This is a genomic window from Arthrobacter sp. 92, assembly GCF_050260325.1.
GTDB lineage: Bacteria > Actinomycetota > Actinomycetes > Actinomycetales > Micrococcaceae > Arthrobacter.
In genome coordinates, this window is the sequence record NZ_CP189863.1 from 2,856,569 (window position 1) to 2,883,433 (window position 26,865).

The following is a 26,865-nucleotide window of genomic DNA, read 5'->3' on the forward strand; positions in this document are numbered from 1 at the left end:
TGAGCGTCGCCGCTGCGGTTAAGCCCAAGGGCTTTAGAGGCCGGTCCGAGCCCGAAGCCGAGGCCTAGCCCTATCCCGATCGAGACCAGCGGGATGAGGATCGCCGTCAGGCGCGCGCGGCGCACCGGGCCCGTCCGCATGGACTGTCGATGCATCGAGAGCGTGTTCGGCACAGCGCCCGTGAGCACAGCTCTCGAGTACGGATTGCTGCCCGCCCGTGCCCACGCCTCGACGTACGCGGCGCGGGGCGGCAGGGGCGCTTCCGTGCCACCGGCCGGGTTCCAGTAGGCCAGGAACGGTAGCGGCAGGTCCCGGAGTCGGTCGTGGGCGTCCCTAACGGTGAAGGTCGGCACCATCCGGTACCGAACTCCCGAACGCCCGGAGTGCAGGTGCAGGCAGGGATGGAAGTCCTCCAACTGCGTCCGGTCGACCCGTCTCCGGGCCAGGAATGCTGTTGTCACAATTGCCGAATCCGGCGTGAGCGTGACCCACTCACCGGCGTACCAGAGCAGGAGAGCGCCGGAGATCGCCGAAATAATTGCCACTCCCATGATGAGACCCTCGACCCGGGACGGGATGACCGTGCTGTCGCTCTCGTTGACGAGGATCGAGGTGGCGACCGCCGCGACCGCGGCCACCAGGAGGCCCCCGCCGATGGCCGCGCCGGCCCAGCGCGGTATCCCCAGCGCGCGGACCTGGGCCGGAAGATCATCCTCCCGGAAGTGATCCCCCAAATTCGGAACAAACATCTATACCCCCAAGGACAGAAAACCCGAACTGACGTCGCTCTGCCCAACCTCCCGCGAAGAGGCGGAAAACTGAACATTATCGCCGGCCTGGTCCACCGGTGTCTCCTTCGACCACCGGCTGATTAAGCGACGAGACGAGATCATCGTACGGTTTCGAAGACGGGATCCACCTCAATGACCTGGGGGCACTCCGGCCGAGTTGATCGGTCAGCCAGCCGAGCTGTCGGCCGATACCTAAGCACTGCATGGGGACCTCTAGCGCCACGGCACCCCTGCGCAGCGCCGTGCGCTAATGCCGGCCTCGGACACAGGCTTAGTGTCCTGGGCGTCGAAGCCTTTCTGCGCGGCGGCGACCCGGGCAGGGCCCGGTTCAGAACGCGGGTCATGGGTTCGACGCATCCGCGGTCGCGATCGCAATATGTCCGTAAGTCGAAACTTATGCCGTGACACTAACGAGCTTCTGCGCGGACAAGTTCAGCTGCGAATGATCCATTCACGCATCGACCCAGATCGTGCACGGGCGGATGCTCCTTGGCGACCCGACGTGCCGGTGGAGGATCAGCGGATTCAAGCGGTCATTGCAACAGGAGGTTTTCGATCAGTTCGATCGGTTTCTTGAACTCTAGTCTTTTACGCGGTCGGTCGTTGAGTTCCTGGGCAACCCAGTCGAGGTCTGCGGGGCTGTGGATGCTCAGGTCGGTGCCCTTGGGGAAATATTGGCGCAGCAGGCCATTGGTGTTTTCGTTGATGCCGCGCTGCCAGGGCGAGTGCGGGTCGCAGAAGTAGATCTCGATGCCGGTGTCGATCTTCACGGTCTTCCAGTCCTGCATCTCGATGCCCTGGTCCCAGGTCAGGGAATGCCGCAGCGACTCGGGGAGTGTCTTGATCTTCGCGGTCAGTGCATCACGCATCTGCTCGGCCTTGTACCCGTCCGGCAGGTGTACGAGCATCGTGTAATTAGTGGTCCGCTCGACCAGCGTCCCAATCGCGGACTGGTTTCCTTTACCGATGATTAGATCGCCTTCCCAATGCCCTGGCACGGCACGGTCCTGAACTTCGGGGGGACGTTCGGAAATGTTGATCATTCCCGGGATCCGGTTCTTGCGCTGGCCGGCCTTGCGGCAGGGCTGCCTGATAGCCCGCCCGGTGCGCAGACACACGGTCAGATCACGCTTCAGCGCCCCGCGGGACTGCACGTAAAGGGACTGGTAGATCGTCTCGGGTGACACCCTCATCTCCGGCTCCTCGGGGAACTCAACCCGGAGTCGTCCTGCGATCTGCTCGGGTGAGTACTTCTTTTTCAGGTCCTCTTCCACCTTCGCACGCAGCGCCGTGTTCGTGTGCAGTTTCGCTGGTTTCGGACGCGAGGCCCGTTCGTAGGCCAGTGCGTGCGCTGAGGTCGCCCTGTAAGGCATCCCTGCCGCCGAGTTACGCCGCAACTCCCTGGAAACCGTGGAGGCCGCTCTGCCGACCACGGCTCCGATCTGCCGCAGAGATTGACCCTGGCCACGCAGTATTGCGATCTCCTCCCGCTGGGCGAAGGTCAGACACCGGCCCTTCAGATCACGGCCCCGCCGGGGCCTGACGCCACCGGCCTCAAGCAAGACCCTGCGCCCGGTGCGCCGGCTCGTATTGATCGGAGCCACGGCATCGGTGATGAAATCGCCCGCCTGCATCCCGGCCCAAAAAACCTGCAAGAGATCAGGCCTCAAATGAATTGAATACCCCGCCATAACAACACCCATCCGCTAAGTGTTGCAATCACCGCGAGAACCCAAGGATCCTTCACCGGGCAGCTCAGTTGAAACGCGGACCGACGGCTATGGCATCCAGATCATGGGCAGTTACGGTGGTTCCATGAGGGACAGGATGCTGCCCATCTTATGCGGGACGACAGCGTTCAATGACGCCCTCGACCACTACGAGATGGAAGGCTGGCGCCGTGCGGAAACTGATCTACGGCATGAATCTGACCCTGGACGGCTACATCGCCGCGGCCGGCGACGACATCGGCTGGAGCGCGCCGAGCGACGAACTCTTCCAGTGGTGGCTGGACCAGGAGCGGGCTAGCAGCCTGTCGCTGTACGGGCGCAAGCTCTGGGAGACCATGAGTTCCTACTGGCCGACCGGGGACCAGGAGCCCAACGCCACCCCGGCGGAGATAGAGTTCGCCCGGAACTGGCGGGACACGCCGAAGGTGGTGTTCTCCTCGACGATCGACAAGGTCGACTGGAACACCCGCCTGGTCGCCGGCGACGCGATCGCCGAGATCACCCGGCTCAAGGCCGGGGACGGCGGCCCGATGAGCGTCGGCGGCGCAACGCTCGCCGGGGCGGCCATGCGGGCCGGGCTGATCGACGAATACGCGCTAGCCACCCATCCGGTCCTGGTGGGGGCCGGCACTCCGTTCTTCACCTCGCTGGACAGCTGGGTGAACCTGAACCTGGTCGAGACGCGGACGTTTCCCGGCGGCGTGGTCCTGACCAGGTACGAGACTATGCGCTGAGCGCGATTCCTCCGCACGGTCGGAGAAGTACTCCACCACCAGCGGGCCCAGCCCACGTCGACGGCGGGCGAATCACGGCCACCAGCTGAACCCGGTCCGGTCTTTTGTCCGCGGGACTCGAGCCTGGGCCCCTCATCCTGAAGGGACTTACGCAACCTCTGACTGCGACCAAAGTCTCTAGTTTGGCCGGTGCGGCAAATAGTTGGCCGGCGCCGGAGGACCACAGACAGCCCCGTCCCGCTACTCGACGATGGACATCGGCGAGCCGCCCCCACGTTCCGAAGGCGTGATGCTGTCGAGCTGCCAGCCGTCCGCGGATGCCCGGAACGTCGCCGTCTGCGGCAGCGAGTAGCTGGACGGGACGTTGCTTGGCCCATTCGCCGCCGAGGCCTGGTGTTCCTCGGTCAATTCCTTGAAATGGACGCTCGCTTCCGAGCCGTTCACCTCGATTGACCCCACCGTGATCGTCGTCGAAAAGTCCGTGTACCAGAAGCCCATCGACTTGAATCTGGCCTTTGACCGTGCCACCACCGGAAGGTCCCTCGCGCGCTTGGCCCTGTAGGCCGCCGTCGACTGCACGTCGTCGAGATGCGGCGCCGGGGGAACGTCCAGGGCGGTGCCGTTGCGGTCCTCCACGGCAGTCCGGATGATGGCCGAAAGCTCGGAGGACGACGGGCTGGGCACAGCTGCTGCGGGAGACCCCACCGTGAGCGGCCCGGCATCCGGCTGGCACCCGGAAAGGGCAAACCCGAGCAGCACCCCGATAGCGGCCAACGAGCGTCGGTAAGTCATTGTGGTTACCCCTGCCCGGATGTCCTCACAGCCTGCCCCGGAAGTCCCCAGCCAGTCAACTAGTGCCGGATGGAGGGTGTAGAACGTCCAGACCACCGGCTGGCGGAAGACGGGTCGGGCGCCCATGTCGGCTTCTCACGGTCGTCCAGTTGAGGATCGGGACGCCTCGAAGAGAATGAGCGCAGACCGACCGTCGTCCGCTGTCACTCCGCGAATCTCCGGGAATCGGGCTACCGGCCGGAAGTTGAAAGTCTCGTGCATCCTGATGGATGCCGTGTTGTGTTCGTTAGTGAAGTAGTAAGCAATCGAATCCCGAGACCAGATCCATTCCAATCTCGCCCGGGTGAGGGCAGAACCGACTCCTTGCCGGCGGAACCAGGGAGCGACCACCACACCCCCGAGATAGTGGCCTGCGGGAGAGCTGCCTTCAGGAGTCGGGTGGAGGTGCGTCTTGGCCACGCCGACGACCTCGCCTTGCGTGACAGCCACCAATACAACTCGGCCGCTCCTGGGGGCGATCATCTCGCTGGTCCAGCGTGCGCGGGCGCTGGCATCACAGACCGCAATCACTTGTCCCAGGTCATCCAGGGTGGATTCACGAATCTGCATGGACATACCGTACGGGGCGAGCCGAGCCACTCCTCCGTCGCTGCCCGCAAGCCGGTCCCCCACCGCGACAGTCTCGAACCGTTCCCCGCCTCGACAAATCCGCTACATCTGTGTCTCCCTCGCTCCGGAAAAATGACCGAAATCACAGCCGCAGGCCTCGTCCTCCTAAACCCGCAACGAGGAACCCGATGAGAAAAAGTCAGTAGTACGTGACCGTTATGCCGTAGCCGCTGGTCCAGGCGAGGTAGCCGCGCTCGAAGTACTGGCGTGTGCCCGAGTAGTACCTCGGGTAGGCGGTGTAATCATTCCACCAGCGCTCTTCGGTCGTCGGGTACCCGAGTGGCACCCATGCCCAGTTGAGGGACTGATATACCGTCTTGTCGCCATTCATGAGGCGCTGGGCGCCCGTGGTGGCGGACCACCAGATGATGCCATTCTCGAACCACTGGTAACACCCGCCTCCGGGCCCTGTGCAATTTTCGTCGCTGATCGGGTAGCCGATCATCTGCATGGGGTAGCCGGACGAGCTGTAGTCAGGCCACACCCAGTTGGCGCGCTCGTAGGCGCGCATGATCGCGCCCCATACGACGTGAGTTCCCGAGGCCGGGGACCACCAGATGATCCCGCCTTGGTACCACTGGTAACAGCCCGATTTGTCGACCATCCACCCGAAGCATGTCTCGCGAGTCCGCACCGTCCCGTGCTGAGGGGCGTTCCATCCAGAAAAACCTCCGCAATCCGGCCCAGTCCGTTGCCAGAACAACCCGATCCGAAGCCCAGGGTGTGCAAATTGTGCACACCCTCTTTTTGCGCACTTCGGCGACCCTAACCGGGCTTGTAGGGACGCGAAGACTCCGTCACCAAACCAAAACGTTCTCCCCGCCCACGACCCCGACTGACAGACCGTGCCATGCCCCGCTTGGGGCCCTGCCAGGCCGGCGGACCGTACTCACGCTGCCACCCTGATCTTTCCTTGTATAAAACCACGTCGTGGCGCCGCGGGAAACACCCGGCAACTCAGCACACGAGGATGTTTAGGACCTCCGGCCGATACGGAGTCATCGGAACCCTTACCCGGGGCCGGTCCTGGTCCGCGGACCTGGCCGGTGCATGACCGCTGAGGTCGGTGACCAGGCCCATGCCGGCGCACTCGCGCACCGCCGCTATCCCCGCCGCGACCTCCCGCTTACCGGCAAAAGGAGACGACACCGCCAGCACGACACCATCGGCGTCCAGCAGCCGGAATCTAAGCCGCAGCTGCCTATCGAGAAATACCTCAAAACCACCACTCATGTGCGGTTCCTGCCCTTCCCGGGAACGGCAGGAACCGCCGGTCCGTTATCCGATGGCACCGCCAGGATCCGACGCGGCGCTGAGCCGGTCCCGGAGACAGAGGAATGCCGCCCTCGTCCGGGCACTGGTAACCATCAGACCATCCGTGCGGAAGATCGGGGAGGGCCAAAGGTCCCGGTACCTGGATCCGCGCGCCTCCTCACCGGCGGAGGCGCCCACAGCCCGGCACCCAGGCCGCCTACCCGACACCGCGGGGCTAAGACGCCCTCGCCGGACGGCTCAAGAACATCGACCCGGCCAAGGCCAACTTCATCACCGCCCCGACCGTGCCGGCCCCCTCGGATCCCAACCGGCTCACTCTCGATGAACCCGCGGCCATGGACCTCTTCGCGGCCCTGCACCGTAGCGCCGACCTGAGCCAGACCCATCCCTCGGCATCCCCGTCAGGAGATCCCTCCACCACGGCCGCGAAGCCGGACTATGACAAGGCACTCCAGCCCGTCACCGTCGCCAACGGCACTAGCGTGGCCTCCAAAAGCACCGAGATCGGGGCGTTCATGACCGGTGCCGGGTACACGAAACTTGCCGGATCCAGGCCCAACCCCGTGGACAGAGCATGGTCTACTACGGCCCCGGCGTCGCCGACGTCGCGGCCGGCGTCGCCGCCCTATTCGGGCTCCCGCGCCCGAGCGTGCAGCAGGGGACCGGCGTCCAGGGCGTGCAGTTCCACGCCGGCGAAGACTTCGCCACCGGCACAAAACCCGTCCCGACCGCCCAAGCCCCCGGCAACGCGATTCAGGGCCCACTCCCGGGCTGAGACGTCCTTGAGAAGAGTGGCAAAGGCGATACCGAGGTGCGATCCCGCCCCGGTAATCTGCGGGCCCGGGTTGCGCGCTGGGGCCGGGCGCTCAGGAGGTGCGTGCCGGTTCGGGGACGGGAGGCTTCCGGATCGTTCCCCGGCCCCTGAGGGAGGGGCGGTCGCTCTGGTTGGTGCGGGTGACGGCGAGGATCATGCCGATCCCGGCCAGCGAGGAAACCATGGCCGAACCGCCGTAGGAGATGAAGGGCAACGGGACGCCGATAACCGGGAGCAGTCCGCTGACCATGGCAATGTTGATGATGGCCTGGCCGATGATCCAAGTGATGATGCCACACGAGACGATACGCGCGAAAGTGTCCTCTGTCCGGGTGATGGTCTTGAACACAGCCACGGCCAGAATCGCGAACAGTCCCAGGACCAGGAGAGTCCCTGCGAGGCCGAGTTCCTCCCCGAGGATGGTGAAGATGAAGTCGTTGTGCGCCTCAGGAATCCAGTTCCATTTCTCGCGGCTTTGCCCGAGCCCCACGCCGAACCACCCGCCAGAGGCCAGCGCGTATTGGCCGTTCAGGGCCTGATAGCCCAGCCCCTGGGAATCTTCAGTGGATCCCATGCCAAGCCAGGAAAAGATCCGGCCCATTCTGTTCCCGCTGGTGGCAGCGAGGACCAACGCTGCTCCGGCGCCGATGCCGCCCGCCACGCCGAGGACTTTCATCGGTACCCCGCCGTAAAACAGGGTGGCCGCGATGATCATCATGATGATCAATGTTGTGCCGAGGTCATGGCCCAGGGCCACGAGAGCGGCGATGACCGCACCGGCGGGCAGCAACGGGACGACGGCGTGTTTCCACTGCCTGAGCAGCGCCTCCTTGCGGGAGAGCACGGCCGCGCCCCACACGATGAGGGCGAGCTTGGCGAACTCGGAGGGTTGGGCGGTGAACCCGCCCGCGTTCAGCCAGTTCCTGTTGCCATTGACTGTCATGCCCAGAGGTGTGAAAACGAGCCCAAGCCCAATGAGCGAAAGAATCAGCATCGGCCACGCCAGTTTCCGGATATGCCGGACCGGCAGCCCCGCCAGGACGAACATGATGACCACCCCGGCCAGGGTCCATAATCCCTGTTTCAGGGGCAGGTCGTAAGGATTGATCCCCGCCGCGACGGATTCCACCGATGATGCCGAGGCCACCTCGACCAGTCCGATCCCGGCCAGCGTCAGAACGACGGCGAAGATGACCGGCCGCGTGCGGCCTCCGGATTCGTCGGCCAGCCACCGCGGGAACCGCCCCGCCAAGGGGTTCCGGGGTTTCCTGGGTGTCCTGAGCGCCAGCGGTTTCCGTGCTGCGGCCATCGTTCCCACCACTCCTTATACTTCTGGTCCCCTTCCCCCTGCCCGCTCCGGTCCGGGGCTGGGACAGGCGGCACTCAAAAACAATACGTCTTCCGGCCTTTCCGACGCCGCTGCCGGCGGGCACGTGTCGCCCAGCGGCTCCCCGGACATGACCGTGTCACGGAATAGTAGACTGGCGGCGTCCTGCCGGAAGGTCCAACCTGGATCACACAGGTCCGGCCAGGTACGGTCCGGAGCCCGCCCCACCCCCCGAAAGAAGCGATCGATGAGTGAGCAGCAGGGACTCGCGAGGCCGCGCAGGAATCTCGAGGCTGTCCTCTTGCTGGTGGCCCTGGGCATCGGGATTGGCGCCAGCGCGTTGGTCAGCCTGGACAGAAACGAGGCGCTTGGCCAGGGGTTCTGGCTCCAGGCCGGGACCCTGACGGTTCTCGCCGCGGGATTCCATGTTGTCTTGCGGCTGCGTGCGAGTTACGCGGATCCGGTGATGCTGCCGATCGTGGTGGCGTTGAACGGTCTGGGCATCGCCATGATCCAAAGCCTGGATATGCCCACCGGCAACGATGCCGGGGCAAACCAGCTCAAATGGACGGCCGTGTCCGTCCTCATTGCGGCCGCAGTGCTGTGGTTCCTGAAGGACCATCGGGTGCTGCGCCGATATACGTTCATCTCCCTTGCCGTGAGCACCGTTCTGCTGATCCTCCCCCTGGTCCCCGGCGTTTCCGCAGGAGACATCAACGGCGCCAGCGTCTGGATCCGCCTTGGCCCGGTCCAATTCCAGCCCGGGGAAATCGTCAAAATAACGCTCGGTGTCTTTTTCGCCGGATACCTCTCCACCAACCGGGACCTGATCCTTTTGGCCGGCAGGAAAATCGGGCCCCTGCAGTTCCCGCGGGTAAAGGACATGGGCCCCATGGTGACGGCGTGGGCCGCCAGCGTGGGCGTGCTGGTCTTCCAGCACGACCTGGGCATGTCCATCCTGTTCTTCGGTCTGTTCATGGTCATGATCTACGTCGCCACCAGCCGGGGCAGCTGGCTCATACTCGGCCTGCTCCTCATGGGAGCCGGCGGCTACGCCGCGGCCAAAATCTTCCCCCACGTGCGGCTGCGCATCGACGCCTGGATCAACGCCTTCGACCCGGTCGTCTACGAACGATTCCCCGGCGGGAGCGCCCAGATAGTCGAAGGACTCTTCGGCATGGCCTCCGGCGGCCTGGCCGGCGAGGGGCTCGGACTCGGACGCCCGGACCTTGTCCCCTTCGCCAACAGCGACATGATCATCGCCTCCCTCGGCGAAGCACTGGGCCTGATCGGGGTCTTCGCCATTCTCACGCTCTACCTGATGCTCTTCACCCGCGGATTCCGGGCCGCCCTCGGGACCCGTGACTCCTTCGGGAAACTCCTGGCCTGCGGACTGTCCTTCGCCATGGCGCTCCAATGCTTCATCATCATAGGCGGCGTCACCCGCCTGATCCCCCTGACCGGCCTGACCACACCGTTCCTCTCCGCCGGAGGATCCTCCCTGCTCGCGAACTGGATCATCGTGGCCCTGCTGCTCCGCATCAGCGACGCCGCGCGCAGACCCCAGACCACCGGCCCCCTCCCCACCGGAATAGGCAAAGAAGCACCCGCACCGGCCCGATAGAAGCCGGCCCGGGGCATAGTTGGCCAGCCAGCCCCGCGCATGCCATTTCCAGAACCCTGTTCCTCATGCAGGGGGAAGTCCGCCAAAGTTACGCGCGACCACGCCGCTGAGCCGTGGTGTTCAGCCTGGCGATGCGTACAGGCTCGCTTCGTTCTCGGAGGTCCGCCAGCATTCCTCGGCGAGTTCCCGGAGTTCCCAAAGTTGCTCGATGGCGACCAGGAGCTCCTCGGGCTGTACCCAGTCGATGCGGAGCAGACCGCGGGCTTCGGCGTCGACCAGGTCGAACGGCCCGGCATACGGGCAGGTTTGGTCACCGACCCGGAGCGCGGGTTCGGGTTCGGCAGGCCCGTTACGGGGCGCCCAGTACAGCCCGATCTCCGTCCCTGGTCCGGACCTGCCGGAGTTGATGTACGTGGCGGCTACGTTCAGGTAGGTGCCGGGGTTGGCGACGGTCCGGGTGATCCGGATGTTGTGCAGGTTCCGGCTGAATGTCTGGGCTTTCTTCCGCAACGCTTCGAGGCCGGGCAGCACGTATGGGGGCCGGAGCGGTTCGGTCATGACTGCCGCCGCCGCTGGTGGGGGGCGCCGAGGATGCGGTTCCGGGCGAGGCGGGCACTGTTGGGGCGGCTATACCTGAGGGTGGCCCCGTCAATCCTGGCAAGCAGTTTCCGCCCGTGTGACGGTGATGTTATGGAGCGGGCCGGGTCCACGAGGAATTTGTCGAGGCCCGGAATTTCCTCGGGCGGGTACAGCTGCTCGGACGCCATTACTAGTCCCTGGGCGTGGTGGTGATGGTGATGGTGTCCAACCTAGTCCCGAGGACGGCCGCAAGATAGGGTGCGGGCTACCTGCTCGCGTGCCCGTCCTCTCAGGGGTGCGTGGAAGCGCACCGGGAGGGTTTCGCCAAAAATGTCCAGTTGGAATTTCCCGTTGACCGAGTTGCCGACCTTGTCCGTTCCGCCCTGGTAGCCCGGAAGGTTGAGTTTATGCTCATCCTGGACCCTAGGCTTGCTTGGTGGCGGCCCAGAGATCCGCCGCGGTTGGCGCCGGGGCCGGTAGCGGCTTGTTGGAGAGCTCCAGCACAAAGTGGTGGTCGTCTCCGAGGCCAAGGTGAATGTCCTGATTCAGCATGCCCTCGATCATGCTGGCCCGTCTCATGCCGCTGAGCGGGAGCTTCAATCCCCCGCCCTCCCCGGACGAAACGCGGGTTCAGGGGCGTCACGGCAAAGACGCCGGAGCCGCCAACCAGGGACGAGAATACTGCGGGACGCACATCCAGACCGCGTCCCCGCGTGGCCCGATCACCGCTCCCTCCGAAATGTCGTTGACTTTATTCACGCTGGCTCCCTTATTGCCTGGGGTCCAAATCCGGTACTTTTCGGCGTCCCGCTCACGAAAAATGAGGCCGTTGCCGGGGCGATCGCCACTGGGCTGAACCGCCCCGCCATGGGGATCTCCCGTTCCGTCAAAGAACATGTCTTCGATCCGGACGTGGTCGTGGAACCATTCGAGGTGGCGGAAATTGGGGGTGCCCGCGGCCGCGGGGACGGTCAGGTTCGGTGCGCAGTGCCCGGAGATTTCCAGGCCGTGGGCCGCAGCGACCGCAGCCGCCCGGAACCACTCCGTGAATCCTCCGCAGCGGCTCACATCCACTTGCAGGCAGTCCACGGCGCCGGCGTCACACATCCGCTGGAAGTAGAACAGGTCAGTGCCGTATTCGCCGGCTGCGACGTCAGCTGAAACCGACTGCCGGACCTGGCGGAGTCCCTCGAGATGATCGCTGGAGACCGGTTCCTCGAACCAGGACAGATCGCATTCGGCGGCGGCTTCGAAAACCCGGACGGCTTGTTTTGCTGTGTAGGCGCCGTTGGCGTCGACGAAGAGCTGAACGCGCGGGCCAATGGCGTCCCGCGCCTGGCGGATCCGTTCGAGGTCGCGGGCCGTGTTCGCGCCGCGGTCTTGGCCGATCTTGATCTTCACCCTCGGGATCTGATTATGACCCGCCCAACCCTCCAGCTGGGTTCGGAGCTGGTCTTCTGAATAGGTGGTGAACCCGCCACTGCCATAAACCTCCACCTGGGTCCGCGCCGCACCGAGGAGCCGGTGCAGGGGAAGATCGAGGATCCGTGCCTTGAGGTCCCAGAGCGCGCAGTCGACGGCGGAGATGGCGTAGCCGGTCAGTCCGGGGCGTGAAGCATTCCTCACCGTCCGGGCCATCGCTTCGGCCGCAGCGGGGACGTCGAAGGCGTTGAGCCCGGTGACGGCCGGCTCCAGGGTGTCCCTGATCAGTGTGGCGCAGGCGGCCGGGGCGAAGGTCCAGCCGACGCCGGTCCAGGCGCCGGCCCGGGCCTGCACCAGGACCATGGTGGTGGCCTCCCAGGCGAAGGTTCCGTCGCCTTCGGGGCTGACGGTTGGAACCGTATAAGCCGAGACGCCAAGGGTGCCCAGCTGAAGGGTCGAGTCGCTCGACATAGCTTAGTCCTGCCTGTGTGGGAGGAACTCCTGGGCTTTGGTTTTCATGCCCTCCTTAATGATTCCCCAGGCGCTGTCATCGCCCTTCATGACGGCTTTAGCGCTGTTGAGCGCCTGTTCCAGGGTTGCGTGGGGCGGGATGGGCGGGATGTCGGGGTCGGTGCGTACATCCAGGACGGTGGGGCGGTCCCCGGCTAGGGCCTTCTCCCATGCGCTCCCGAGTTCGTCGGGGTGTCCCACGTTGATGCCCTGCAGCCCCAGGCTGGAGGCGAAGGCCGCATAGTCGACGTCAGGGAGGACTTGGGATTCACGGAAGGCCGGGGCGCCTCCCATAGCGCGCATTTCCCAGGTGACCTGATTCAGGTCACCGTTGTGCAGGATTGCCACGATGAGTCTGGGATCGCTCCATTGACGCCAGTAGTGCTTGATGGTGATGAGCTCGGCCATGCCGTTCATCTGCATGGCACCGTCCCCGGCGAAGGCGATTGCTGGGCGGTCCGGATGAGCGAACTTCGCTCCGATGGCATAGGGCACTCCGGGGCCCATGGTGGCCAGGTTACCGGACAGGGAGCCGCGGATCCGGCCGTGGAACTTCAGTTGCCGGGCATACCAGTTGGCGGTGGATCCGGAGTCTGCCGTGAGGATGGCGTCCTCCGGCAGCCTGTCGGAGAGTTCGGAGAATAGCCGCATGGGGTTGATGGGGTTGGCTTGAACCATCGCCTCGGCGCGCATGGTCTCCCACCACCGGGTGATTTTCGTTTCAAGATCCTCTTGCCAGGCACGGTCTTCTTTCCGTTTCAGATGAGGGATCAGAGCCCGCAGTGCAGCTGCGGCATCCGCGACGATGTTGAACTCGTAGGGGTACCGCAGACCGATCATGCCTGGGTCGATGTCGATCTGGACGGCACGGGCCTGGCCTTCCTGGGGCATGAACTGTGTGTAGGGGAAGCTTGAACCGATGGTCAGCAGAGTGTCGCAGTCCCGCATCATTTCATAGCTGGGACGGGTCCCGAGCAGGCCGATGGATCCGGTGACGTAAGGCAGGTCGTCCGGAAGTGTGTCCTTGCCCAGCAGGGCCTTGGCAACACCTGCGCCCAGCAGCTCTGCGACCTGGCGGACTTCCCCGGCCGCGCCGCGCGCGCCCTGGCCAATCAGCATGGCCACTTTGCTTCCCTGGTTCAGCAGCCGAGCCGCGCCCCGGATCGCGTCGTCGTCCGGCTGGATGTCCGGCCACCGGATGCCGAGACTGGAAGGAACCATCTTGAAGGCGTGCGTCGGCGGGCTGTACTCCAGTTCCTGGACATCGGAGGGGATGATGATGGCCGTTGGCGCCCGTTTGGCCAGCGCTATCCGCAGGGCTCGGTCCAGGACGTTCGGCAGCTGCTCGGGAACCGTGACCATCTGGAGGTAGTCGGAGGCCACGTCTTTGAAGAGGCTGATCAGGTCCACCTCTTGCTGGTAGGAGCCCCCCATCGCGCTGCGGGCCGTCTGGCCGACTATGGCCACTACCGGCACATGGTCCAGTTTCGCGTCGTATAGCCCGTTGAGCAGGTGGATCGCGCCCGGGCCCGATGTGGCCATGCAAACTCCTAACCTGCCGGAGAATTTGGCATAGCCGACCGCTTCAAAGGCGCTCATTTCCTCATGCCGGGCCTGAATGAATTTCGGCTCATTGCCGGCTCTGCCGAAGGCGGCGAGGACGCCGTTGATGCCGTCCCCGGGAAAAGCGAACACCTTGTCCACTTCCCATTCGCGGAGCCGGGCCAGCAAATAGTCAGCAACCGTCTGTGATGCCATGATCAGTCTTCCCTTCCATTGCTCAGCCTCTCGGCGGCGCGGGCCGCCACGGCCATGATCGTCAGCGCCGGGTTGGCGCTTCCCTGGGTCGGCAGCACGCTGCCGTCGGTGATGAACAGATTGGGAACAGCAAAGCTGCGGCACCACTGGTCCACAACTCCGTGGTGTTCGTCGCCTGCCATCCGTGCACCGCCGACCAGGTGGGCGAAGCGTTTGATCGTGATGACTTCGTCCGCGCCGGCGGCCTTCAGGATTTTCTCCATGACGGACTGTGCGGCGCCCATCAGTTGCCGGTCGTTCTCGCATTGGCTGTAGCTGAACCGGGCGACGGGGATCCCGTTCCGGTCTTTTTCTTCCGCCAACGTCACGCGGTTCCCTTCCTGCGGCAAAAATTCGCAGAGCGCGCCAAGGCAGGCCCAATGGGGAAAGTCACTCATGTACCGGCGCAGGTCAGCTCCCCAGTGCCCTTGGGCGGAGACGTGCTCGGCCCAGGTGATGGGTAGCGGAGAGACCGTCTGGATGGAAAATCCGCGTTTGTAAGGCTTGACAGGGTCTGTTTCGTAGAAGTCCTCGGTGCTGACCTCCGGTGGTGGGGCCTTCCACATGCGGACTTCGGCGTCGAAGCGGCCCGCCGTTTGCGGGGCGCCCTGGACCATCAAATAACGGCCTACGTGGTCGAAGTCGTTGCACATGCCTTCCGGGAACCTTGTGGAGGTCGAGTTCAGCAGAAGACGCGGTGTTTCGATCGAATATCCGGCGACGGCAACCACGCGCGCGCGCTGGAACCGTTCGCGCCCGTGGCGGACGTAGTGGACGCCGGTGGCTCTTCCGGTCCGTTCGTCGAAGCCGATGCGGGTCACCATCGAATCGGCACGAACCTCGGCACCGCGGGCAAGTGCGTCCGGAATGTGGGTGATCAGGGGTGAGGCCTTCGCGTTGACCTTGCAGCCCTGAAGGCAAAAGCCCCGGTAAATGCAGTGTGGCCGGTTGCCAAAGCGGCCGTTGGCGATCGCCACCGGGCCCACTTTGGCGGTGATGCCGCAGGCACGGGCGCCGCGAAGGAAGAGCTCGCCGTTTCCCGAGACGGGGTGGGGGCGGTGCGGATAGCTGTGGGGATCGCCCCAGGGCCACGGTTCTCCGGCGACGGGGAGTTCCCCTTCGATGTCTTCATAGAAGGGACGAAGGTCCGCATAGTCCAAAGGCCAGTCTGCGCCAACGCCGTCCGTGGTGAAGGTGCGGAAATCGCTGGGGTGGAACCGGGGCGTGTATCCCGCATAGTGCACCATGGAGCCGCCCACCCCGCGGCCTGAATTATTCGATCCGAGCGGCACGGGGTCCTCGCCGGTGATGACCCGCGGCTCGGTCCAATACAGGTGGTGGGAGCCGGCTTCATCGCTCACCCAATCGCGTTCCGGATCCCAGAACGGGCCGGCATCGAGGGCCACCGCCCGCCAGCCTCCGCGGGCCAGACGCTGCAGCATGGTTGAGCCGCCGGCTCCGCATCCCACAATCACGATGTCCACTTCATCACCGTCATCGAAGGTTCGCATGTCATCGCGCAAGCGGTGGCTGCCGCCGGGCCCGGGCGGAAGCAGCCAGGCGGACCCATTCCGGCGTCGCACACGGTTCATGGATGCTGTCCTCCATCCCGGGCTGCGGGGTCCTCCCGGGGCCTGGCATCAGCCACTTCAAACGGTTCCAACCGGTTGAGCCCGAGGTTCTTATACCCGCGCGGGAACGCCGGTCCTGCGAATCCGATTTCGTCCCAGGCCCACGGGTGTGAGTAGAACGCCGTGCATGCATAGCGGGTCCACAATCCCCACACCCGGGACGCCGGCAGGCCTTGCCATGAGGAGCCGCTCTGGTCCCGGATGGTCCGGAGCAAGGCGGCCTGCTGGTCCCCACGGCAGTTGGCGAAGGGCTGGTTGAACGATTCCTGCGCCGTGCGGTCCAGCGCCGACAGCGTCCTGCGCCAAGCCTCTGCATCTTCGGGCATGTCCTCGTAGCGCCAGCCGTCGGTCTGGTTTTCGGCCAGGCGGGCGTCGACAAAGTTAACTACAGGAACCCGGGGTTCGGCATGCTGGTCAAGGAGCTGGTCCAAGAGTGCCCTGGCGGTGGCCTCTTCGGCCGGGGTGAAGAACCGGATGTCGGAAGGGCGCCCAATCCTGCTCAGGACCACGCCCGCAGTGGCCTGGTCCCAATGACTGGACTGGGCGAGGGTGCTGAAACCCGGGTACCGGCCACCGCCGTCGCCCTTCTCCAGGGGAAGGGGGCTCATCGCTCCCGCCTCAGTACCGAGGCCAGCAGCCCCATGCCGCCGACCAGCGTCACCAACAGCGGCGCCAGCAGCGGCGGACCCATCTCAAGGTTGTAGCGCAGATTGGAAAACCCGCCGGGTTTTTGGGCGATGCCGCGGGCATGAAGGTAGGTTCCCTGTACTCCGTTAGCTACTATCGCAGCGCTTGCGATCGGCAATGCGGTCTTGGCCATCCGGCGGCTGAAGACCCCTGCCACGCCGGCCGCGGCCCCGACCGGGCCGAGAGCCACGGGCAGCCACATCCATTTGTTCCCGAAGCTGGCCTTGTCATGCTCGAAGTAGATTTCGGCCGCCGTCACGAGAGCCCCCGCCGCCGTGAGCCCCGACAGCGATCGTTCAAACCTGCCCGTTTTCACGTTGCGGACCAGGCGGTCAACGAGGTGCACCACCTCGGGCTCGGGTAGAGGGTTCATGATGTGTTCCTCCTCGATCAGAAAGAATATGTACCGTCTTAGAAACTTTGCTGCCGCGCACGTACCGGGGCGATACTGGGGTGCGTGGAGAGAATCGAAGACGGAAACGCCGATGCCCAGATCGATGCGGTCCTTCGCGCCGCCAACGTACTGCTGCGCGTCGTGGCGCGCTCCGTCGTCGAAGTCGAAGACGTTGTCACCAGTCCCCAATTGCGTGTGCTGGTCCTGATCGCCTTGCACGGCCCGCAGAATCCCGGTGCCGTCGCTACGGAGCTTGGGGTGCACCCCTCAAACGCAACCCGCATCTGCGACCGGCTGGTCAGTGCCGGTCTGGTCGTCCGGCGCGAGGACCCCGTGGATCGGCGGTACGTGGCGTTGTCGCTGACACCCGCGGGCGCCTCCCTGGTCAACACCGTCCTGGAACACCGCCGGAGCGCCGTCGCCGCCGTGATGGCACGGATGCCGGAACAGTTGCGCGGCGCCGCGGCCCTTGGCATGGCTGCCTTTGCCGCGGCCGACGGCGGCGAAGGCATCGAAGACGGCCGGTTCACCGTCCATCTCCAGCGGTGAGCGCCACGTGATTCAGGTTCGCCATCAACACCGGGTGAGATGATCATTCGAACTCCCCGCACCAAAGACCATCGCAAGGGCCGCGTTGACGGTCGCGAACATTCGGTCCACGCCGCGAGCGCGGTGAGAACGACCATGCTCGCGGCGCGGGCAGTCAGAACGGCCTGCAGCAGATGCCTTGCGCCGAGGACCCGGATCACAATCCGGACCCTGCGATGCGGTGGCTCACCCAGCAGCCGGCCTGAGACGAAATCCGGTGCCAGCAGCTCGCATAATCCGTAGGCGGCGCGGACTGCCTCCGGGGGCTTCACGGGTTCACCGTCCGCAAGAGCGCGGCGCCTGCCAAGGCCGCTGCCCCGAGGAGCCCGCCCGCGGCAACGCCCACCGCCCCATGGTGCTGGGAGGCCCACAACTGCGCGCTGCGTAGAGCGGACCTGCCATCGAATGTGTTTTGCGTCCCGTATACGTCCCGTAATCCTTCCCGGAGTCCGCGGGCTCCCAGAGGTTCGCAGGCTGGTCGGCCCTGCGGGGTCCCCGGGTCTGCCTTGATGGGTCCCAGCTCGCGCTCAATCCGCCCGGCCGCGGCATCAACCGCCTCAGCGTCCGGGGTATCGACGCTCAGACTCCAGGCGGCCCCGCCGGCAATTCCGTCCCTGGATCCGGCGACGACGACGATGCGCCTGGCTTTGTCCATGAAGGTGACTCCTTAGCGTGTTAGCAAGTGTCGGCATCCCTGCCCATCTGCAGGGCGCTGAGTCGGGTCCCCGTTAGGACTCCAATCTAGCGGGAACATTTGCGCCTGCGCAATAGTACGTACGCTTAGGGCATCGGGGTGCTGGACCGGTCATCCCGGACGGACCCCGCTCGCCTGATGATTCCTCCGTGGTCTCTCAGGTTGCTCCCGGATGCGGTCGGTAGACCTGCCCGAGATCGAGGAGGGGCCGCCGAGGCCCCGTACGCCCGCTACCGGACCTCCGTCCAGATCGCCAACACGCTCCAGCAGGTCCTGGCCGCCAACGCCGCCCAGGAAGGCACTTTCGACCCGTCCACGCAGTCCGAGCACGTCCTGATCGCCTTTCACCGGCCGGTCCGAGAAGATCGCCGAGTGGACCACCGCCGCCGTCCCGCTGGTGCTGGTGCCGGTCGCCACAGAGTACGGCGCTTACAGCACGGCCACGAAACCGGCCGACAACGTCCTGCGGGTCGACCCGTTTCACCGGGGCGACGGTTCTGCAGACTCTTTCGGACATCGGCATCGTGGATCTCGAGAGCTGAGCGCCCTGAACAAGGAAGGGATGACTCTCTGGCCAGCACGAGCACCATCGCCGGCGACTTATGTAAGGGCGTACACGGCGACGGGGAAGCGGGTGTGATTCATATCGCACCCTATGGTGATCTGTATCTCTTGACTGAGCCGGAGAGCGTACTGGCGTTCCGTTAATCCGGTAGAAAATTGGGAGGAGCACCCGATGTCTAGTGCGGTTAGCGGAGTTCAAGCGATAGGCAGGAAGCGCTGGACGCGCCTCATCCCCGTCGCAATTATTGTCTACATCATCTCGTTTATGGACCGGACCAACATCGGGTTCGCTCTGAACGGTTTGAATAAGGATCTGGGGATCGACGCCGCCCAGCAGGGGTTGGCTGCAGGTATTTTCTTTATCGGGTACCTAACCTTGCAGATCCCCGGCGGACACCTGGCCGAAAGATGGAGCGCGAAGAAGTTCGTCGGCATCATGATCCTCGTCTGGGGCGTGCTGGCTGTGCTGTGCGGATTCATCCAGGATTTCGGGCAGCTGCTTTGGGTCCGGTTCTTCCTCGGAGTCGCCGAGGCCGGGATCTGGCCGGCCATCCTGGTGCTGATCAGCCATTGGTTCCCCGCGAAGGAACGCGCCCGCGCCTATGCGTTCTGGATGATGAATATCGCCATCGCTTCAATCATCACGGCACCGTTGTCCGGCTGGATTCTCTCCTTCACGGATTGGCGCATGCTCTTCATCATCGAGGGTCTCTTCCCGTTCATCATCGCGGCACCGATCTGGTGGATCTTCGTTACCGACCGTCCCAGGGACGCCAAATGGTGCACCGTCGAAGAGCGGACTTACATCGAGGAGGGGCTGGCCGCCGACCTGGCCGCCTCACCGCACGAAGACCATGTGAGCATCCGCAAGGTGTTTTCGAACAGCGTGGTGTGGCGTCTGACCCTGGTGTACTTCCTGATCCAGATCGGCTTCTACGGCATCAATATCTGGCTTCCTAAGGTCGTCAAGACCATCACCGGCGGCTCCTCGGTAGAAGTAGGATTCGTCACGGCCATACCGTACGTTCTGGCCATGTTCGGCCTCTGGTACAACGCCAAGGCCGCAGACAAGTCCGGCCGCTATTCAACCCATGTGTTGCTCTCAATGGCTGTCGGTGCCGTGGCATTGGTGATCTCTGTTGCCACCGGAAACTCCATGCCGGTCCTGGCTATTGTCTTTATCAGCATCGCCGTCGCCGGGGCATTGGCCTACGACGGACCGTTCTGGGCCTCGGCCTCCAGGGCTATGCCCGTTGTGGTGGCGGGATCGGCCATGGGATTGATCAATGCGGTCGGCAACCTGGGCGGCTTCGTCGGCCCCTATGTTGGAGGGTTCCTGCAGGACGCCACGCAGGGTAGTTTCCTGGCAGCGTCTATCTTCCTGGCAGCCTGTCTGGTGGCGGCTGGGCTGGTCATGCTTACCCTGCGTCGTGGTGGAGACCGCCCGGTAACCGAACGGCCGTCTGAAACCGGTGCCACTTCAGCGCCCCGCGCGCACTAGACCCGAGTTCACTTCGCCCCGAGGGAAGCTGCCGACCGGCATCGGTTGGCAGCCTCCCTGAAGTCCCGGATCCCGGTCCGGAACTGGGCCGACTGGGACGACGCGGTGCCCGGGTTCGTGGAATCGATCTTGTCGGCCACGAAGGAGGCGTCGCGTCCGGGCAGTTCTGTCTCACTCTGACGGTCACGGATATCGCCACCGGGTGGACGGTGAACCGGTCGGTGCCGAACAAGGCCCAGAAGTGGGTGATCCGCGGCGCTGCAGCATGCCCTGGACCGGTTGCCGTTCCCGATCCTGGGGAACGATTCGGACAACGGATCCGTGTTCATCAACGACTACCTGCTCGCGTACTGCCAACTGGCCCGTGTCCGCGAACTCGTGGGCTACTACCGGCACGACGCCCCCCGCGGAGCTTGAGAAACTCAACCCCATCTGGGACCTTTCCCGGACCTATTGACGTGAGGCAACAGGGGGCGTGGTGCTGGCAGTTTATCGTTGTCAGGGGCCGGGGAGGACGTCATCTAGGCGGCGACGGAGGAGGCACAGCCGCCTCCGTTCCCGCGAGTCCGCCGGATCCGTTGCGGTTGCGCAAGTAATCCGCAAGACTGGGCGAAACAACGTACCCGGCGCGAGGAGACCTGATGCGGGCCCTGACAGTCATTCCAGGAAAAAAGGATTCCCTCTTGCTTCGCGAGGTAGCCGAACCAGCGCCCGGGCAGGGACCGGTCCTCGTCGAAACGCTGGCCGTCGGCCTGTGCGGAACCGACATGGAGATCGTCGAAGCCCAGTACGGTCAGGCGCCGCCCGGCCAGGATTTCCTGGTGCTCGGGCATGAAAACCTCGGCCGGGTCCGGGAGGCTCCCTCCGGTTCGGGATTGGCGGAAGGCGACCTCGTCGTAGGGATCGTACGCAGGCCCGATCCCGTCCCCTGCAAGGCATGTGCGGCGGGCGAATGGGACATGTGCAGGAACAGCCAGTACACCGAGCACGGCATTAAGGGGTTGGACGGTTTCGCCCGCGAACGCTGGCGGGCGGAGCCCGAGGCAATGGTGAAGCTCGACGCCGGCCTCGCAGCTGTGGGCGTGCTCCTGGAACCGACGACGATCGTGGCTAAAGCCTGGGAACAGGTTGAGCGCATCGGCCAGCGTGCCTTTTTCGATCCCCGCGTGGCCGTGGTGACCGGCGCAGGACCCGTCGGCCTGCTCGCGGCCCTGTTGGGGGTTCAGCGCGGCCTGGAGGTCCACGTCTTCGACGTCGTAACCGAGGGTCCGAAGCCCAGGCTGGTGCGGGACCTCGGTGCCGTCTACCACACCGAAGCAGTGACCGATTCTGGGGTCAAGGCGGACATCCTGGTCGAGTGTACCGGGGTGGCCTCGGTGATTCTGGACGTAATGGAATCCGGGGCGATGGACGCCATCACCTGCCTGACAGGGGTCTCGGGCACGGGCAGGGAGACCGGGGTCGACGTCGGGGCGATGAATCGGCATGCGGTGCTGGGCAACGCGGTGGTTTTCGGCAGCGTCAACGCCAACCGCCGCCACTACGACGCCGCTGCCGGCGCCCTGGCCAGGGCTGATGCGGCCTGGCTGGGGCGGCTGATGAACCGGCGCGTGCCGCTGGCCGGCTACCGTGACGCCTTTTCACACCACGCCGATGACGTAAAGGTTGTTCTGGACCTCCACTAGGACCGGAAGGAAGGATCCGACATGGGATTAAAGACGGGTCAGGATTATCCGGCCGGACCGCAGGTACCCCCGTCCGGCCGTCAGTACAGGATCCGGTCCGGCCGGCAGGCCGCGGTGCTGACAGAGGTGGGCGGGGCCCTCCGGGACTACCGGCTCGATGAGCGGGCGCTGATTGACGGCTACGGCGAGGACGAAATGTGCACCGGTGCGCGCGGGCAGTCCCTGATCCCCTGGCCGAACCGGATCCGCGGAGGAAACTACGAGTGGGGCGGCCGGCAACTGCAGCTGGACCTAAGCGAACCCGACAAAGCGGGGGCAATCCACGGCCTGACCCGCTGGCGCAACTGGCATGCCGTCGGGTACGGGGCGGAGCGCGTGTCCTTCACCTGCACGCTCCACCCCTGCCCGGGATGGGAGTGGGTTCTGGAATGCCGCCTTGACTATCTGCTCGACGATGACGGGCTGAGCGTCAGGACCACCACCACGAACCGCAGCGGCACGCCCTGCCCCTACGGCACGGGAGCGCATCCATACCTGAGCACCGGCGCTCCCGTCATCGACGCTGACCTCGCCCAGGTTCCCGCCGAGACGTACCTGCCAGTGGATGATGCGGGCATCCCCACAGGCCGCGAATCCGTTGAGGGCACCCAGTATGACCTCCGCAGTCTCCAGGAACTGGGGAGCCGTCGGATCGACGTCGCCTACACGGATCTGGTGCGGGACCCGGACGGGCGCGCCCGCGTCAGGCTCCTCAGCTCCCGGCGGCCTTCCGGAGTGGAACTCTGGGCGGACGAAGGCTACAGCTACCTGGAGATCTTCACCGGCGACACCCTGCACCAGCGCCACCGGAGGCGGACGGGCCTGGGCGTTGAACCGATGACGTGTGCGCCGGACGCATTCAACTCCGGAGAAGGGCTGGTCCGGCTGGAGCCCGGACAGACGCACACAGCATCGTGGGGAATCACACCCGCGCCCTGACCTCGAAAATATGAGCATTAGGATGTCTCTCCCAGGTTTCAATGTCCCTGTTTGCCGGTGATCCCACGGCTCTGTTACTCCGGCTTCAGGAGGAGTAGGTTGTCCGGATGGAGGATACCTACCAGGTCATCGTGGTCGGGGCCGGCTTCGCCGGCGTTGCCGCTGCCCGGGAACTTGGACGAAAGGGCGTCCGGGTGCTGCTCATCGATTCGAACAACTATCATCAGTTCCAGCCTCTCCTTTACCAGGTCGCGACGTCACAGCTCGGGGTGTCGGCCATTGCCCGCCCACTCCGATCCATTTTCCGCCGCTTGAAGCCGGTGAAGGTGCTCACCGCTGAGGTGACTTCAGTCGATGCAGCCGGCCGTTCTGTCACAACCGCCCTGGGCGACACGTTCCGGGCCCAGGTCCTGGTCCTTGCGGCAGGCGCCGTGCCGAACTTTTTCAATATCGTCGGCGCGGAGGAACACACCTTCCCGCTGTACTCGGCCACCGACGCCACCCGGCTGGCCGGCAGTCTCACCCGGCTGCTGGACCAGGCCGACCGGGAGTCCGGCGGCACCGTGGACGTGGTCGTCGTCGGCGGCGGTCCCACAGGTGTGGAGACCGCCGGCGCCCTGGCCGAAAACGTCAAGTTCGTGGTGCCCAAGTACTTTTCTCCCGAGCTCGCGGCCCGGTGCCGCGTCCACTTGGTGGACATGGTCCCGGCCGTACTGAACGCGTTCTCGGCAAAGTCGCAGGACTACGCGAGGGAACGCCTGACGAAGATCGGGGTCCGTCTGCACCTGGGAGTCGGCGTCGAGGAGGTCCGCGGCGACGGCGTGAGGCTCGCCGACGGGACCTTCATCCCCGGCCGGATCGTGGTGTGGGCCGGAGGCCTGAAGGCAGGAAAAGTCGTTTCCGGCTCCGATCTTACCCAGGGTAAAGGAGGGCGCATCGATGTCCGCACGGACCTGACCGCCCCGGACATCGAGGGTGTGTATGTCATCGGCGACGCCGCCAATATGACCGATTCGACCGGGGCCAAACTTCCCCAGCTGGGCTCCGTGGCGCAGCAGGCCGGGAAGTGGGCGGCCCGCAACATCCACGCCGACCTCACCGGGGGCACCCGGAAACCCTTCAAATACGTCGACAAGGGATACATGGCGATGATCGGCCGCGGTGCCGCAGTCGCCGAGATCGGCCGCAAGCGCATCCAAGTGCAGGGGCCGCTGGCCTTCGTGTCCTGGCTCCTGGTCCACCTCGCCCTGCTGTCGGGATTCCAGCAGAAGGTACGCGCCTTGTTTTCCTGGCTCAACGGCTACATCACCCACAGCCCCGCCCAGGTCGTCGTCGGCCACCCCCAGTGAGGGGCTGCCCGGCAGGGTCTCCCGGCCCGAGCACCCGACGCCGGCTCCGACGCCCGCCACCGAAGTCGCGTACGCCACGGATCGCTACGGGCGACTCGACGCCGTGGTCAACAATGCCGGCAGCGCCACCCTCGGGACTCTCGAAACACTCTCCATGGACGACTTTCGCTCGGCCATGGAGGTCAACTACTTCGGCGTGGTCGCCCTGACCCGCACCGCGCTGCCCCATCTGCGGGCCAGCGGCGGGCGGCTGGTCACCATCAGCTCCGTGGGAGGTGCCGTGGGTCAGCCCTTCTTCAACGAGGCATACTGCGCCGCCAAGTCCGCAGTCGAGGGTTTCCTGGAAAGTCTGCAGCCGGTGGCGAAAACCGTGGGGGTGGGCGTGCATATCATTGAGCCTGGGGCGGTCTCAAGCGAGCTTGTGGCCAACGCATGCATTGACCCGGCGGCGATGATCGCCAGCGCGGGCGCCTACACACCGACGCTGTCCGCCTATATTTCCCGCACCTCGGCTCAGTTCTCCAGCAGCAGCGCACAATCACCGGACGAGGTGGCGCAGACGGTGCTCTCCAGCCTGCAGGACAGGAACCCGGCCTTCCGGATCCAGACGTCTGAATGGGCCCGCGAATTCGTCGCTGTCAAGCTCAGCGACCTCGACGGGAGCCTGGTGACGTCAATGACCGCCGGATGGGTGGGTCTGTGACTCCTAACGACCCGTCTGAGGTCTCCATCGCCGAGGCGGCGGAGCTGACCGGCGTCGGCGTCCACACGCTGCGCTACTACGAAGGCCAGCAGCTCCTGGACGTTCCGCGGACAGCATCCGGCCAGCGCCGCTACGGCCCCCGGGAGCTCGCAGCCGTCCGGTTCAACGCGCAATTGCGCAAAACGGGAATGCCGATCAACGTAACCCGCGAGTACGCGGCAATGGTCCGGAACGGAACCAGCACCAGTGAGTCCCGCCTCCGGCTGCTGGAGGCCCACCGCTCCGCCGTGGCGGCCAATCTGGCCGAACAGCAGGAATACCTGCGCGGGATCAGCGCGAAAATCGACGTTTACCGGGCGCAACTGCATGACAACGCCCACGGCTGATCATTTGCGGCCGGAAGGACAAGCTCGGGAATGTCCCGCGAACAGTTGGATGATTCTTGGATGTGCCGACAAACGATCCGGAACCCTGCCGCGTTGCTCCCGCTGATCGGCGGGAACATTAATACGACAACGATTGCCAAATCTGCCGTTTCACAAGCCGCCACTTCTTTAGGGTGGTCCCGAATCCGCCCTGCGCTTCAACGCCAAAGTGGGCTCAATCAGATTGACATTCTCAGTCGCGGCTGCACAAGATCCACGTCGACGTCGACGATGTTGCGGGCGCCGTCCATCGGTGGGAACATTCCGATCAAATCCTCCCACGCGGCCTCGTCTTCGTGGGTCGCCGAACTCAGTTCGTGGGGCGGATCGGTCCGTCGGGATGCGGTGTCGTCAGCGGGTCGGCGTGTCGACTGACCAGTTGCCATCCGTCGCTCTCCAACCGAAAAGTGGTCGTGACACGCAAGTCGAAGGGCGACGGCTCGTCGCGACCGCCGACCTTGGTCTCCCAATGCTCGTGCTCGAACAGCGTGACGAGATCTGCGCCGACGTAACGGGTAACTTCTTCAAAACGAACTGGCCTGCCATCGCGGAAGTTCGATGAAGCGAAGTCGAGCGCTTGTGAAACCGCATCCCAGCCATGAGAGGAGCCGCCGAAGGGATTCGCTAGAAGCACGTCCTCGCTCCGCGCGTACAGTGCCTTGATCGGCTCCGGATCGCCCACGGCAAACACGTCTAATCCCGAGTGGTATTTCTCGATGACCTGCCCAATGTCCATGGCTCACCTCCGATCTGATATCTACCTCAGCGTCGCTGGGTAAGCAAGGGTCGGCGTGCTTAAGGTTCCGCCAGTGCTTTATCTTCCTGTTCGGCGCGCGACCCGGTGCGGTTCACACCCGCCATCGAGCGAGTGGTTAGGCTGGGTGGATGGCGACAGTTATTCTCGTGCGGCACGGCCGCACGACAGCCAATGCCACTGGGCTGCTGGCCGGTCGGGCCGTCGGCGTCAGCCTGGACCGGATCGGGCGCGACCAGGCGGCTCTGACCGGAGACCGGCTCGCGGCCGTGCCGGTGGTCGGGGTGGTGTCGAGCCCTCTTGAGCGTTGTCAGCAGACCGCCCGGCTGATCCTCGATCGCCAGGCTGGCACGCCGTACGCGCCGGTCGATCTCGATCTCACCGAGTGCGATTACGGCCAGTGGCAGGGCCGTACACTCAGTGATCTCGCGACCGAGGATTTGTGGCCGGTTGTGCAGTCGCAACCGTCCGCCGTCGTCTTTCCCGGGGGTGAATCCATGGCCGCGATGCAGGCCCGGTCGGTGGCAGCGATTCGACGCCACGATGCCGCCTTCGAAGCCGAGTACGGGCCAGGGGCCGTGTGGGTGGCGGTGAGTCATGGTGACATCATCAAGTCAATCCTCGCCGACGCTCTCGGCATGCACCTTGACCTGTTCCAGCGTATTAACGTGGGCCCCGCCTCCGTATCGATCGTGCGCCACGGCGCTAGTCGGCCGAGCATCTACGCGACCAACACTGACGCGGGTGATCTGTCGTGGCTGTCGAACGGCCTCCACTCCGGCGATGCGCCGGTGGGCGGCGGTGCAGGGCAAAAGGCGCCATGAACCTCATGTGCCTAAAATACTGAC

Annotated in this window: 29 protein-coding genes; 13 read left to right on the top strand and 16 right to left on the bottom strand. The window is 64.9% G+C overall.

The annotated features are described in order from the left end of the window. Positions 1-477: 477 nt before the first annotated feature. Complete coding sequence (locus tag ACP4XC_RS13170; RefSeq protein WP_427170315.1) at positions 478-726, top strand: hypothetical protein; 249 nt, start codon at positions 478-480, stop codon at positions 724-726. Between the two features lie 598 nt (positions 727-1,324). On the opposite strand, the gene ACP4XC_RS13175 is transcribed toward ACP4XC_RS13170, so the two are convergent. Continuing rightward, positions 1,325-2,494, bottom strand: coding sequence for an IS30 family transposase (locus ACP4XC_RS13175; RefSeq protein ID WP_427170290.1), 1,170 nt, complete (start codon positions 2,492-2,494; stop codon positions 1,325-1,327). A 197-nt stretch (positions 2,495-2,691) separates the two neighbouring features. Here ACP4XC_RS13175 and ACP4XC_RS13180 point away from each other — a divergent pair, with 197 nt between their 5' ends. Continuing rightward, the gene (locus tag ACP4XC_RS13180; RefSeq protein ID WP_427170317.1) at positions 2,692-3,255 is read left to right on the top strand and encodes a dihydrofolate reductase family protein; all 564 of its coding nucleotides are present in this window, start codon (positions 2,692-2,694) and stop codon (positions 3,253-3,255) included. Between the two features lie 240 nt (positions 3,256-3,495). Here ACP4XC_RS13180 and ACP4XC_RS13185 read toward each other — a convergent pair whose 3' ends face one another. From ACP4XC_RS13185 to ACP4XC_RS13200, 4 genes are all read right to left on the bottom strand, one after another. After that, positions 3,496-4,173, bottom strand: a complete 678-nt coding sequence (locus tag ACP4XC_RS13185) for a hypothetical protein (protein ID WP_427170320.1) — start codon at positions 4,171-4,173, stop codon at positions 3,496-3,498. A 9-nt stretch (positions 4,174-4,182) separates the two neighbouring features. Continuing rightward, complete coding sequence (locus ACP4XC_RS13190) at positions 4,183-4,656, bottom strand: N-acetyltransferase family protein (protein ID WP_427170322.1); 474 nt, start codon at positions 4,654-4,656, stop codon at positions 4,183-4,185. 199 nt (positions 4,657-4,855) lie between these two features. Beyond that, positions 4,856-5,320 (bottom strand): LGFP repeat-containing protein, encoded by a 465-nt coding sequence (locus ACP4XC_RS13195; RefSeq protein ID WP_427170324.1) that lies wholly within the window; start codon positions 5,318-5,320, stop codon positions 4,856-4,858. 353 nt (positions 5,321-5,673) lie between these two features. Continuing rightward, positions 5,674-5,949, bottom strand: coding sequence for a DUF1508 domain-containing protein (locus ACP4XC_RS13200; RefSeq protein ID WP_427170326.1), 276 nt, complete (start codon positions 5,947-5,949; stop codon positions 5,674-5,676). Between the two features lie 616 nt (positions 5,950-6,565). Between ACP4XC_RS13200 and ACP4XC_RS13205 the strand changes: the two genes are divergently transcribed. Beyond that, positions 6,566-6,766: a hypothetical protein gene (locus ACP4XC_RS13205; RefSeq protein WP_427170328.1), complete on the top strand. Its 201-nt coding sequence runs from the start codon at positions 6,566-6,568 to the stop codon at positions 6,764-6,766. 91 nt (positions 6,767-6,857) lie between these two features. Here ACP4XC_RS13205 and ftsW read toward each other — a convergent pair whose 3' ends face one another. Continuing rightward, the gene (gene ftsW / locus ACP4XC_RS13210) at positions 6,858-8,114 is read right to left on the bottom strand and encodes a putative lipid II flippase FtsW (protein ID WP_427170331.1); all 1,257 of its coding nucleotides are present in this window, start codon (positions 8,112-8,114) and stop codon (positions 6,858-6,860) included. 265 nt (positions 8,115-8,379) lie between these two features. Here ftsW and ACP4XC_RS13215 point away from each other — a divergent pair, with 265 nt between their 5' ends. Next, positions 8,380-9,756 carry an FtsW/RodA/SpoVE family cell cycle protein gene (locus ACP4XC_RS13215; RefSeq protein ID WP_427170333.1) on the top strand — a complete coding sequence of 459 codons (1,377 nt, stop codon included), beginning with the start codon at positions 8,380-8,382 and terminating at the stop codon, positions 9,754-9,756. Between the two features lie 120 nt (positions 9,757-9,876). Here the strand turns inward: ACP4XC_RS13215 and ACP4XC_RS13220 are convergent, their stop codons facing one another. The 7 genes from ACP4XC_RS13220 to ACP4XC_RS13250 all read right to left on the bottom strand — a co-directional run bounded on the left by ACP4XC_RS13220 (position 9,877) and on the right by ACP4XC_RS13250 (position 16,755). Beyond that, on the bottom strand, positions 9,877-10,314 hold the full coding sequence (locus tag ACP4XC_RS13220) for a hypothetical protein (protein WP_427170335.1): 438 nt from the start codon (positions 10,312-10,314) through the stop codon (positions 9,877-9,879). 444 nt (positions 10,315-10,758) lie between these two features. Beyond that, entirely contained in the window at positions 10,759-10,887 is a 129-nt protein-coding gene (locus ACP4XC_RS13225; protein WP_427170337.1) for a hypothetical protein, read from the bottom strand. Positions 10,888-10,974: 87 nt separating this feature from the next. Then, positions 10,975-12,228 (bottom strand): enolase C-terminal domain-like protein, encoded by a 1,254-nt coding sequence (locus tag ACP4XC_RS13230; RefSeq protein ID WP_427170339.1) that lies wholly within the window; start codon positions 12,226-12,228, stop codon positions 10,975-10,977. Between the two features lie 3 nt (positions 12,229-12,231). After that, a complete protein-coding gene (locus tag ACP4XC_RS13235; RefSeq protein WP_427170341.1) occupies positions 12,232-14,025 on the bottom strand; it encodes a thiamine pyrophosphate-requiring protein in 1,794 nt (597 codons plus the stop codon). Positions 14,026-14,027: 2 nt separating this feature from the next. After that, positions 14,028-15,656, bottom strand: coding sequence for a GMC family oxidoreductase (locus ACP4XC_RS13240; RefSeq protein WP_427170343.1), 1,629 nt, complete (start codon positions 15,654-15,656; stop codon positions 14,028-14,030). Further along, on the bottom strand, positions 15,653-16,303 hold the full coding sequence (locus ACP4XC_RS13245) for a gluconate 2-dehydrogenase subunit 3 family protein (RefSeq protein ID WP_427170345.1): 651 nt from the start codon (positions 16,301-16,303) through the stop codon (positions 15,653-15,655). The genes ACP4XC_RS13240 and ACP4XC_RS13245 overlap by 4 nt, the downstream gene beginning before the upstream one ends. Further along, positions 16,300-16,755 (bottom strand): hypothetical protein, encoded by a 456-nt coding sequence (locus ACP4XC_RS13250; protein ID WP_427170347.1) that lies wholly within the window; start codon positions 16,753-16,755, stop codon positions 16,300-16,302. The genes ACP4XC_RS13245 and ACP4XC_RS13250 overlap by 4 nt, the downstream gene beginning before the upstream one ends. An 84-nt stretch (positions 16,756-16,839) precedes the next feature. Here ACP4XC_RS13250 and ACP4XC_RS13255 point away from each other — a divergent pair, with 84 nt between their 5' ends. Beyond that, complete coding sequence (locus tag ACP4XC_RS13255; protein WP_427170349.1) at positions 16,840-17,325, top strand: MarR family winged helix-turn-helix transcriptional regulator; 486 nt, start codon at positions 16,840-16,842, stop codon at positions 17,323-17,325. Positions 17,326-17,632: 307 nt separating this feature from the next. On the opposite strand, the gene ACP4XC_RS13260 is transcribed toward ACP4XC_RS13255, so the two are convergent. Continuing rightward, complete coding sequence (locus ACP4XC_RS13260) at positions 17,633-18,019, bottom strand: hypothetical protein (RefSeq protein WP_427170351.1); 387 nt, start codon at positions 18,017-18,019, stop codon at positions 17,633-17,635. Positions 18,020-18,169: 150 nt separating this feature from the next. Beyond that, on the bottom strand, positions 18,170-18,475 hold the full coding sequence (locus ACP4XC_RS13265; protein ID WP_427170353.1) for a hypothetical protein: 306 nt from the start codon (positions 18,473-18,475) through the stop codon (positions 18,170-18,172). Positions 18,476-18,794: 319 nt separating this feature from the next. Here ACP4XC_RS13265 and ACP4XC_RS13270 point away from each other — a divergent pair, with 319 nt between their 5' ends. From ACP4XC_RS13270 to ACP4XC_RS13300, 7 genes are all read left to right on the top strand, one after another. Then, positions 18,795-20,123 carry an MFS transporter gene (locus tag ACP4XC_RS13270; RefSeq protein WP_427170355.1) on the top strand — a complete coding sequence of 443 codons (1,329 nt, stop codon included), beginning with the start codon at positions 18,795-18,797 and terminating at the stop codon, positions 20,121-20,123. A 279-nt stretch (positions 20,124-20,402) separates the two neighbouring features. After that, a complete protein-coding gene (locus ACP4XC_RS13275; protein WP_427170357.1) occupies positions 20,403-20,540 on the top strand; it encodes a hypothetical protein in 138 nt (45 codons plus the stop codon). 266 nt (positions 20,541-20,806) lie between these two features. Then, positions 20,807-21,808, top strand: a complete 1,002-nt coding sequence (locus ACP4XC_RS13280; protein WP_427170359.1) for a glucose 1-dehydrogenase — start codon at positions 20,807-20,809, stop codon at positions 21,806-21,808. 21 nt (positions 21,809-21,829) lie between these two features. Beyond that, entirely contained in the window at positions 21,830-22,786 is a 957-nt protein-coding gene (locus ACP4XC_RS13285; RefSeq protein ID WP_427170361.1) for an aldose 1-epimerase family protein, read from the top strand. A gap of 107 nt (positions 22,787-22,893) precedes the next feature. Next, on the top strand, positions 22,894-24,135 hold the full coding sequence (locus ACP4XC_RS13290) for an NAD(P)/FAD-dependent oxidoreductase (protein ID WP_427170363.1): 1,242 nt from the start codon (positions 22,894-22,896) through the stop codon (positions 24,133-24,135). 4 nt (positions 24,136-24,139) lie between these two features. Then, positions 24,140-24,838 carry an SDR family NAD(P)-dependent oxidoreductase gene (locus ACP4XC_RS13295; RefSeq protein WP_427175108.1) on the top strand — a complete coding sequence of 233 codons (699 nt, stop codon included), beginning with the start codon at positions 24,140-24,142 and terminating at the stop codon, positions 24,836-24,838. Then, positions 24,835-25,224 carry a MerR family transcriptional regulator gene (locus ACP4XC_RS13300; RefSeq protein ID WP_427170365.1) on the top strand — a complete coding sequence of 130 codons (390 nt, stop codon included), beginning with the start codon at positions 24,835-24,837 and terminating at the stop codon, positions 25,222-25,224. The genes ACP4XC_RS13295 and ACP4XC_RS13300 overlap by 4 nt, the downstream gene beginning before the upstream one ends. Before the next feature lie 349 nt (positions 25,225-25,573). On the opposite strand, the gene ACP4XC_RS13305 is transcribed toward ACP4XC_RS13300, so the two are convergent. Continuing rightward, entirely contained in the window at positions 25,574-25,999 is a 426-nt protein-coding gene (locus ACP4XC_RS13305; protein ID WP_427170367.1) for a YybH family protein, read from the bottom strand. A 149-nt stretch (positions 26,000-26,148) separates the two neighbouring features. Between ACP4XC_RS13305 and ACP4XC_RS13310 the strand changes: the two genes are divergently transcribed. Next, the gene (locus ACP4XC_RS13310; protein ID WP_427170370.1) at positions 26,149-26,841 is read left to right on the top strand and encodes an MSMEG_4193 family putative phosphomutase; all 693 of its coding nucleotides are present in this window, start codon (positions 26,149-26,151) and stop codon (positions 26,839-26,841) included. Positions 26,842-26,865 lie beyond the last annotated feature (24 nt).

Bases quoted from the DNA above. Each gene is read 5' to 3' on its own strand.
- ACP4XC_RS13175 (WP_427170290.1), bottom strand. From the start codon at position 2,494: ATGGGTGTTGTTATGGCGGGGTATTCAATTCATTTGAGGCCTGATCTC.
- ACP4XC_RS13185 (WP_427170320.1), bottom strand. From the start codon at position 4,173: ATGGGCGCCCGACCCGTCTTCCGCCAGCCGGTGGTCTGGACGTTCTAC.
- ACP4XC_RS13190 (WP_427170322.1), bottom strand. From the start codon at position 4,656: ATGCAGATTCGTGAATCCACCCTGGATGACCTGGGACAAGTGATTGCG.
- ACP4XC_RS13195 (WP_427170324.1), bottom strand. From the start codon at position 5,320: ATGGTCGACAAATCGGGCTGTTACCAGTGGTACCAAGGCGGGATCATC.
- ACP4XC_RS13200 (WP_427170326.1), bottom strand. From the start codon at position 5,949: ATGAGTGGTGGTTTTGAGGTATTTCTCGATAGGCAGCTGCGGCTTAGA.
- ACP4XC_RS13205 (WP_427170328.1), top strand. From the start codon at position 6,566: ATGGTCTACTACGGCCCCGGCGTCGCCGACGTCGCGGCCGGCGTCGCC.
- ftsW (WP_427170331.1), bottom strand. From the start codon at position 8,114: ATGGCCGCAGCACGGAAACCGCTGGCGCTCAGGACACCCAGGAAACCC.
- ACP4XC_RS13215 (WP_427170333.1), top strand. From the start codon at position 8,380: ATGAGTGAGCAGCAGGGACTCGCGAGGCCGCGCAGGAATCTCGAGGCT.
- ACP4XC_RS13220 (WP_427170335.1), bottom strand. From the start codon at position 10,314: ATGACCGAACCGCTCCGGCCCCCATACGTGCTGCCCGGCCTCGAAGCG.
- ACP4XC_RS13225 (WP_427170337.1), bottom strand. From the start codon at position 10,887: ATGCTGAATCAGGACATTCACCTTGGCCTCGGAGACGACCACCACTTT.
- ACP4XC_RS13230 (WP_427170339.1), bottom strand. From the start codon at position 12,228: ATGTCGAGCGACTCGACCCTTCAGCTGGGCACCCTTGGCGTCTCGGCT.
- ACP4XC_RS13235 (WP_427170341.1), bottom strand. From the start codon at position 14,025: ATGGCATCACAGACGGTTGCTGACTATTTGCTGGCCCGGCTCCGCGAA.
- ACP4XC_RS13240 (WP_427170343.1), bottom strand. From the start codon at position 15,656: ATGAACCGTGTGCGACGCCGGAATGGGTCCGCCTGGCTGCTTCCGCCC.
- ACP4XC_RS13245 (WP_427170345.1), bottom strand. From the start codon at position 16,303: ATGAGCCCCCTTCCCCTGGAGAAGGGCGACGGCGGTGGCCGGTACCCG.
- ACP4XC_RS13250 (WP_427170347.1), bottom strand. From the start codon at position 16,755: ATGAACCCTCTACCCGAGCCCGAGGTGGTGCACCTCGTTGACCGCCTG.
- ACP4XC_RS13260 (WP_427170351.1), bottom strand. From the start codon at position 18,019: ATGGACAAAGCCAGGCGCATCGTCGTCGTCGCCGGATCCAGGGACGGA.
- ACP4XC_RS13270 (WP_427170355.1), top strand. From the start codon at position 18,795: ATGTCTAGTGCGGTTAGCGGAGTTCAAGCGATAGGCAGGAAGCGCTGG.
- ACP4XC_RS13285 (WP_427170361.1), top strand. From the start codon at position 21,830: ATGGGATTAAAGACGGGTCAGGATTATCCGGCCGGACCGCAGGTACCC.
- ACP4XC_RS13290 (WP_427170363.1), top strand. From the start codon at position 22,894: ATGGAGGATACCTACCAGGTCATCGTGGTCGGGGCCGGCTTCGCCGGC.
- ACP4XC_RS13305 (WP_427170367.1), bottom strand. From the start codon at position 25,999: ATGGACATTGGGCAGGTCATCGAGAAATACCACTCGGGATTAGACGTG.
- ACP4XC_RS13310 (WP_427170370.1), top strand. From the start codon at position 26,149: ATGGCGACAGTTATTCTCGTGCGGCACGGCCGCACGACAGCCAATGCC.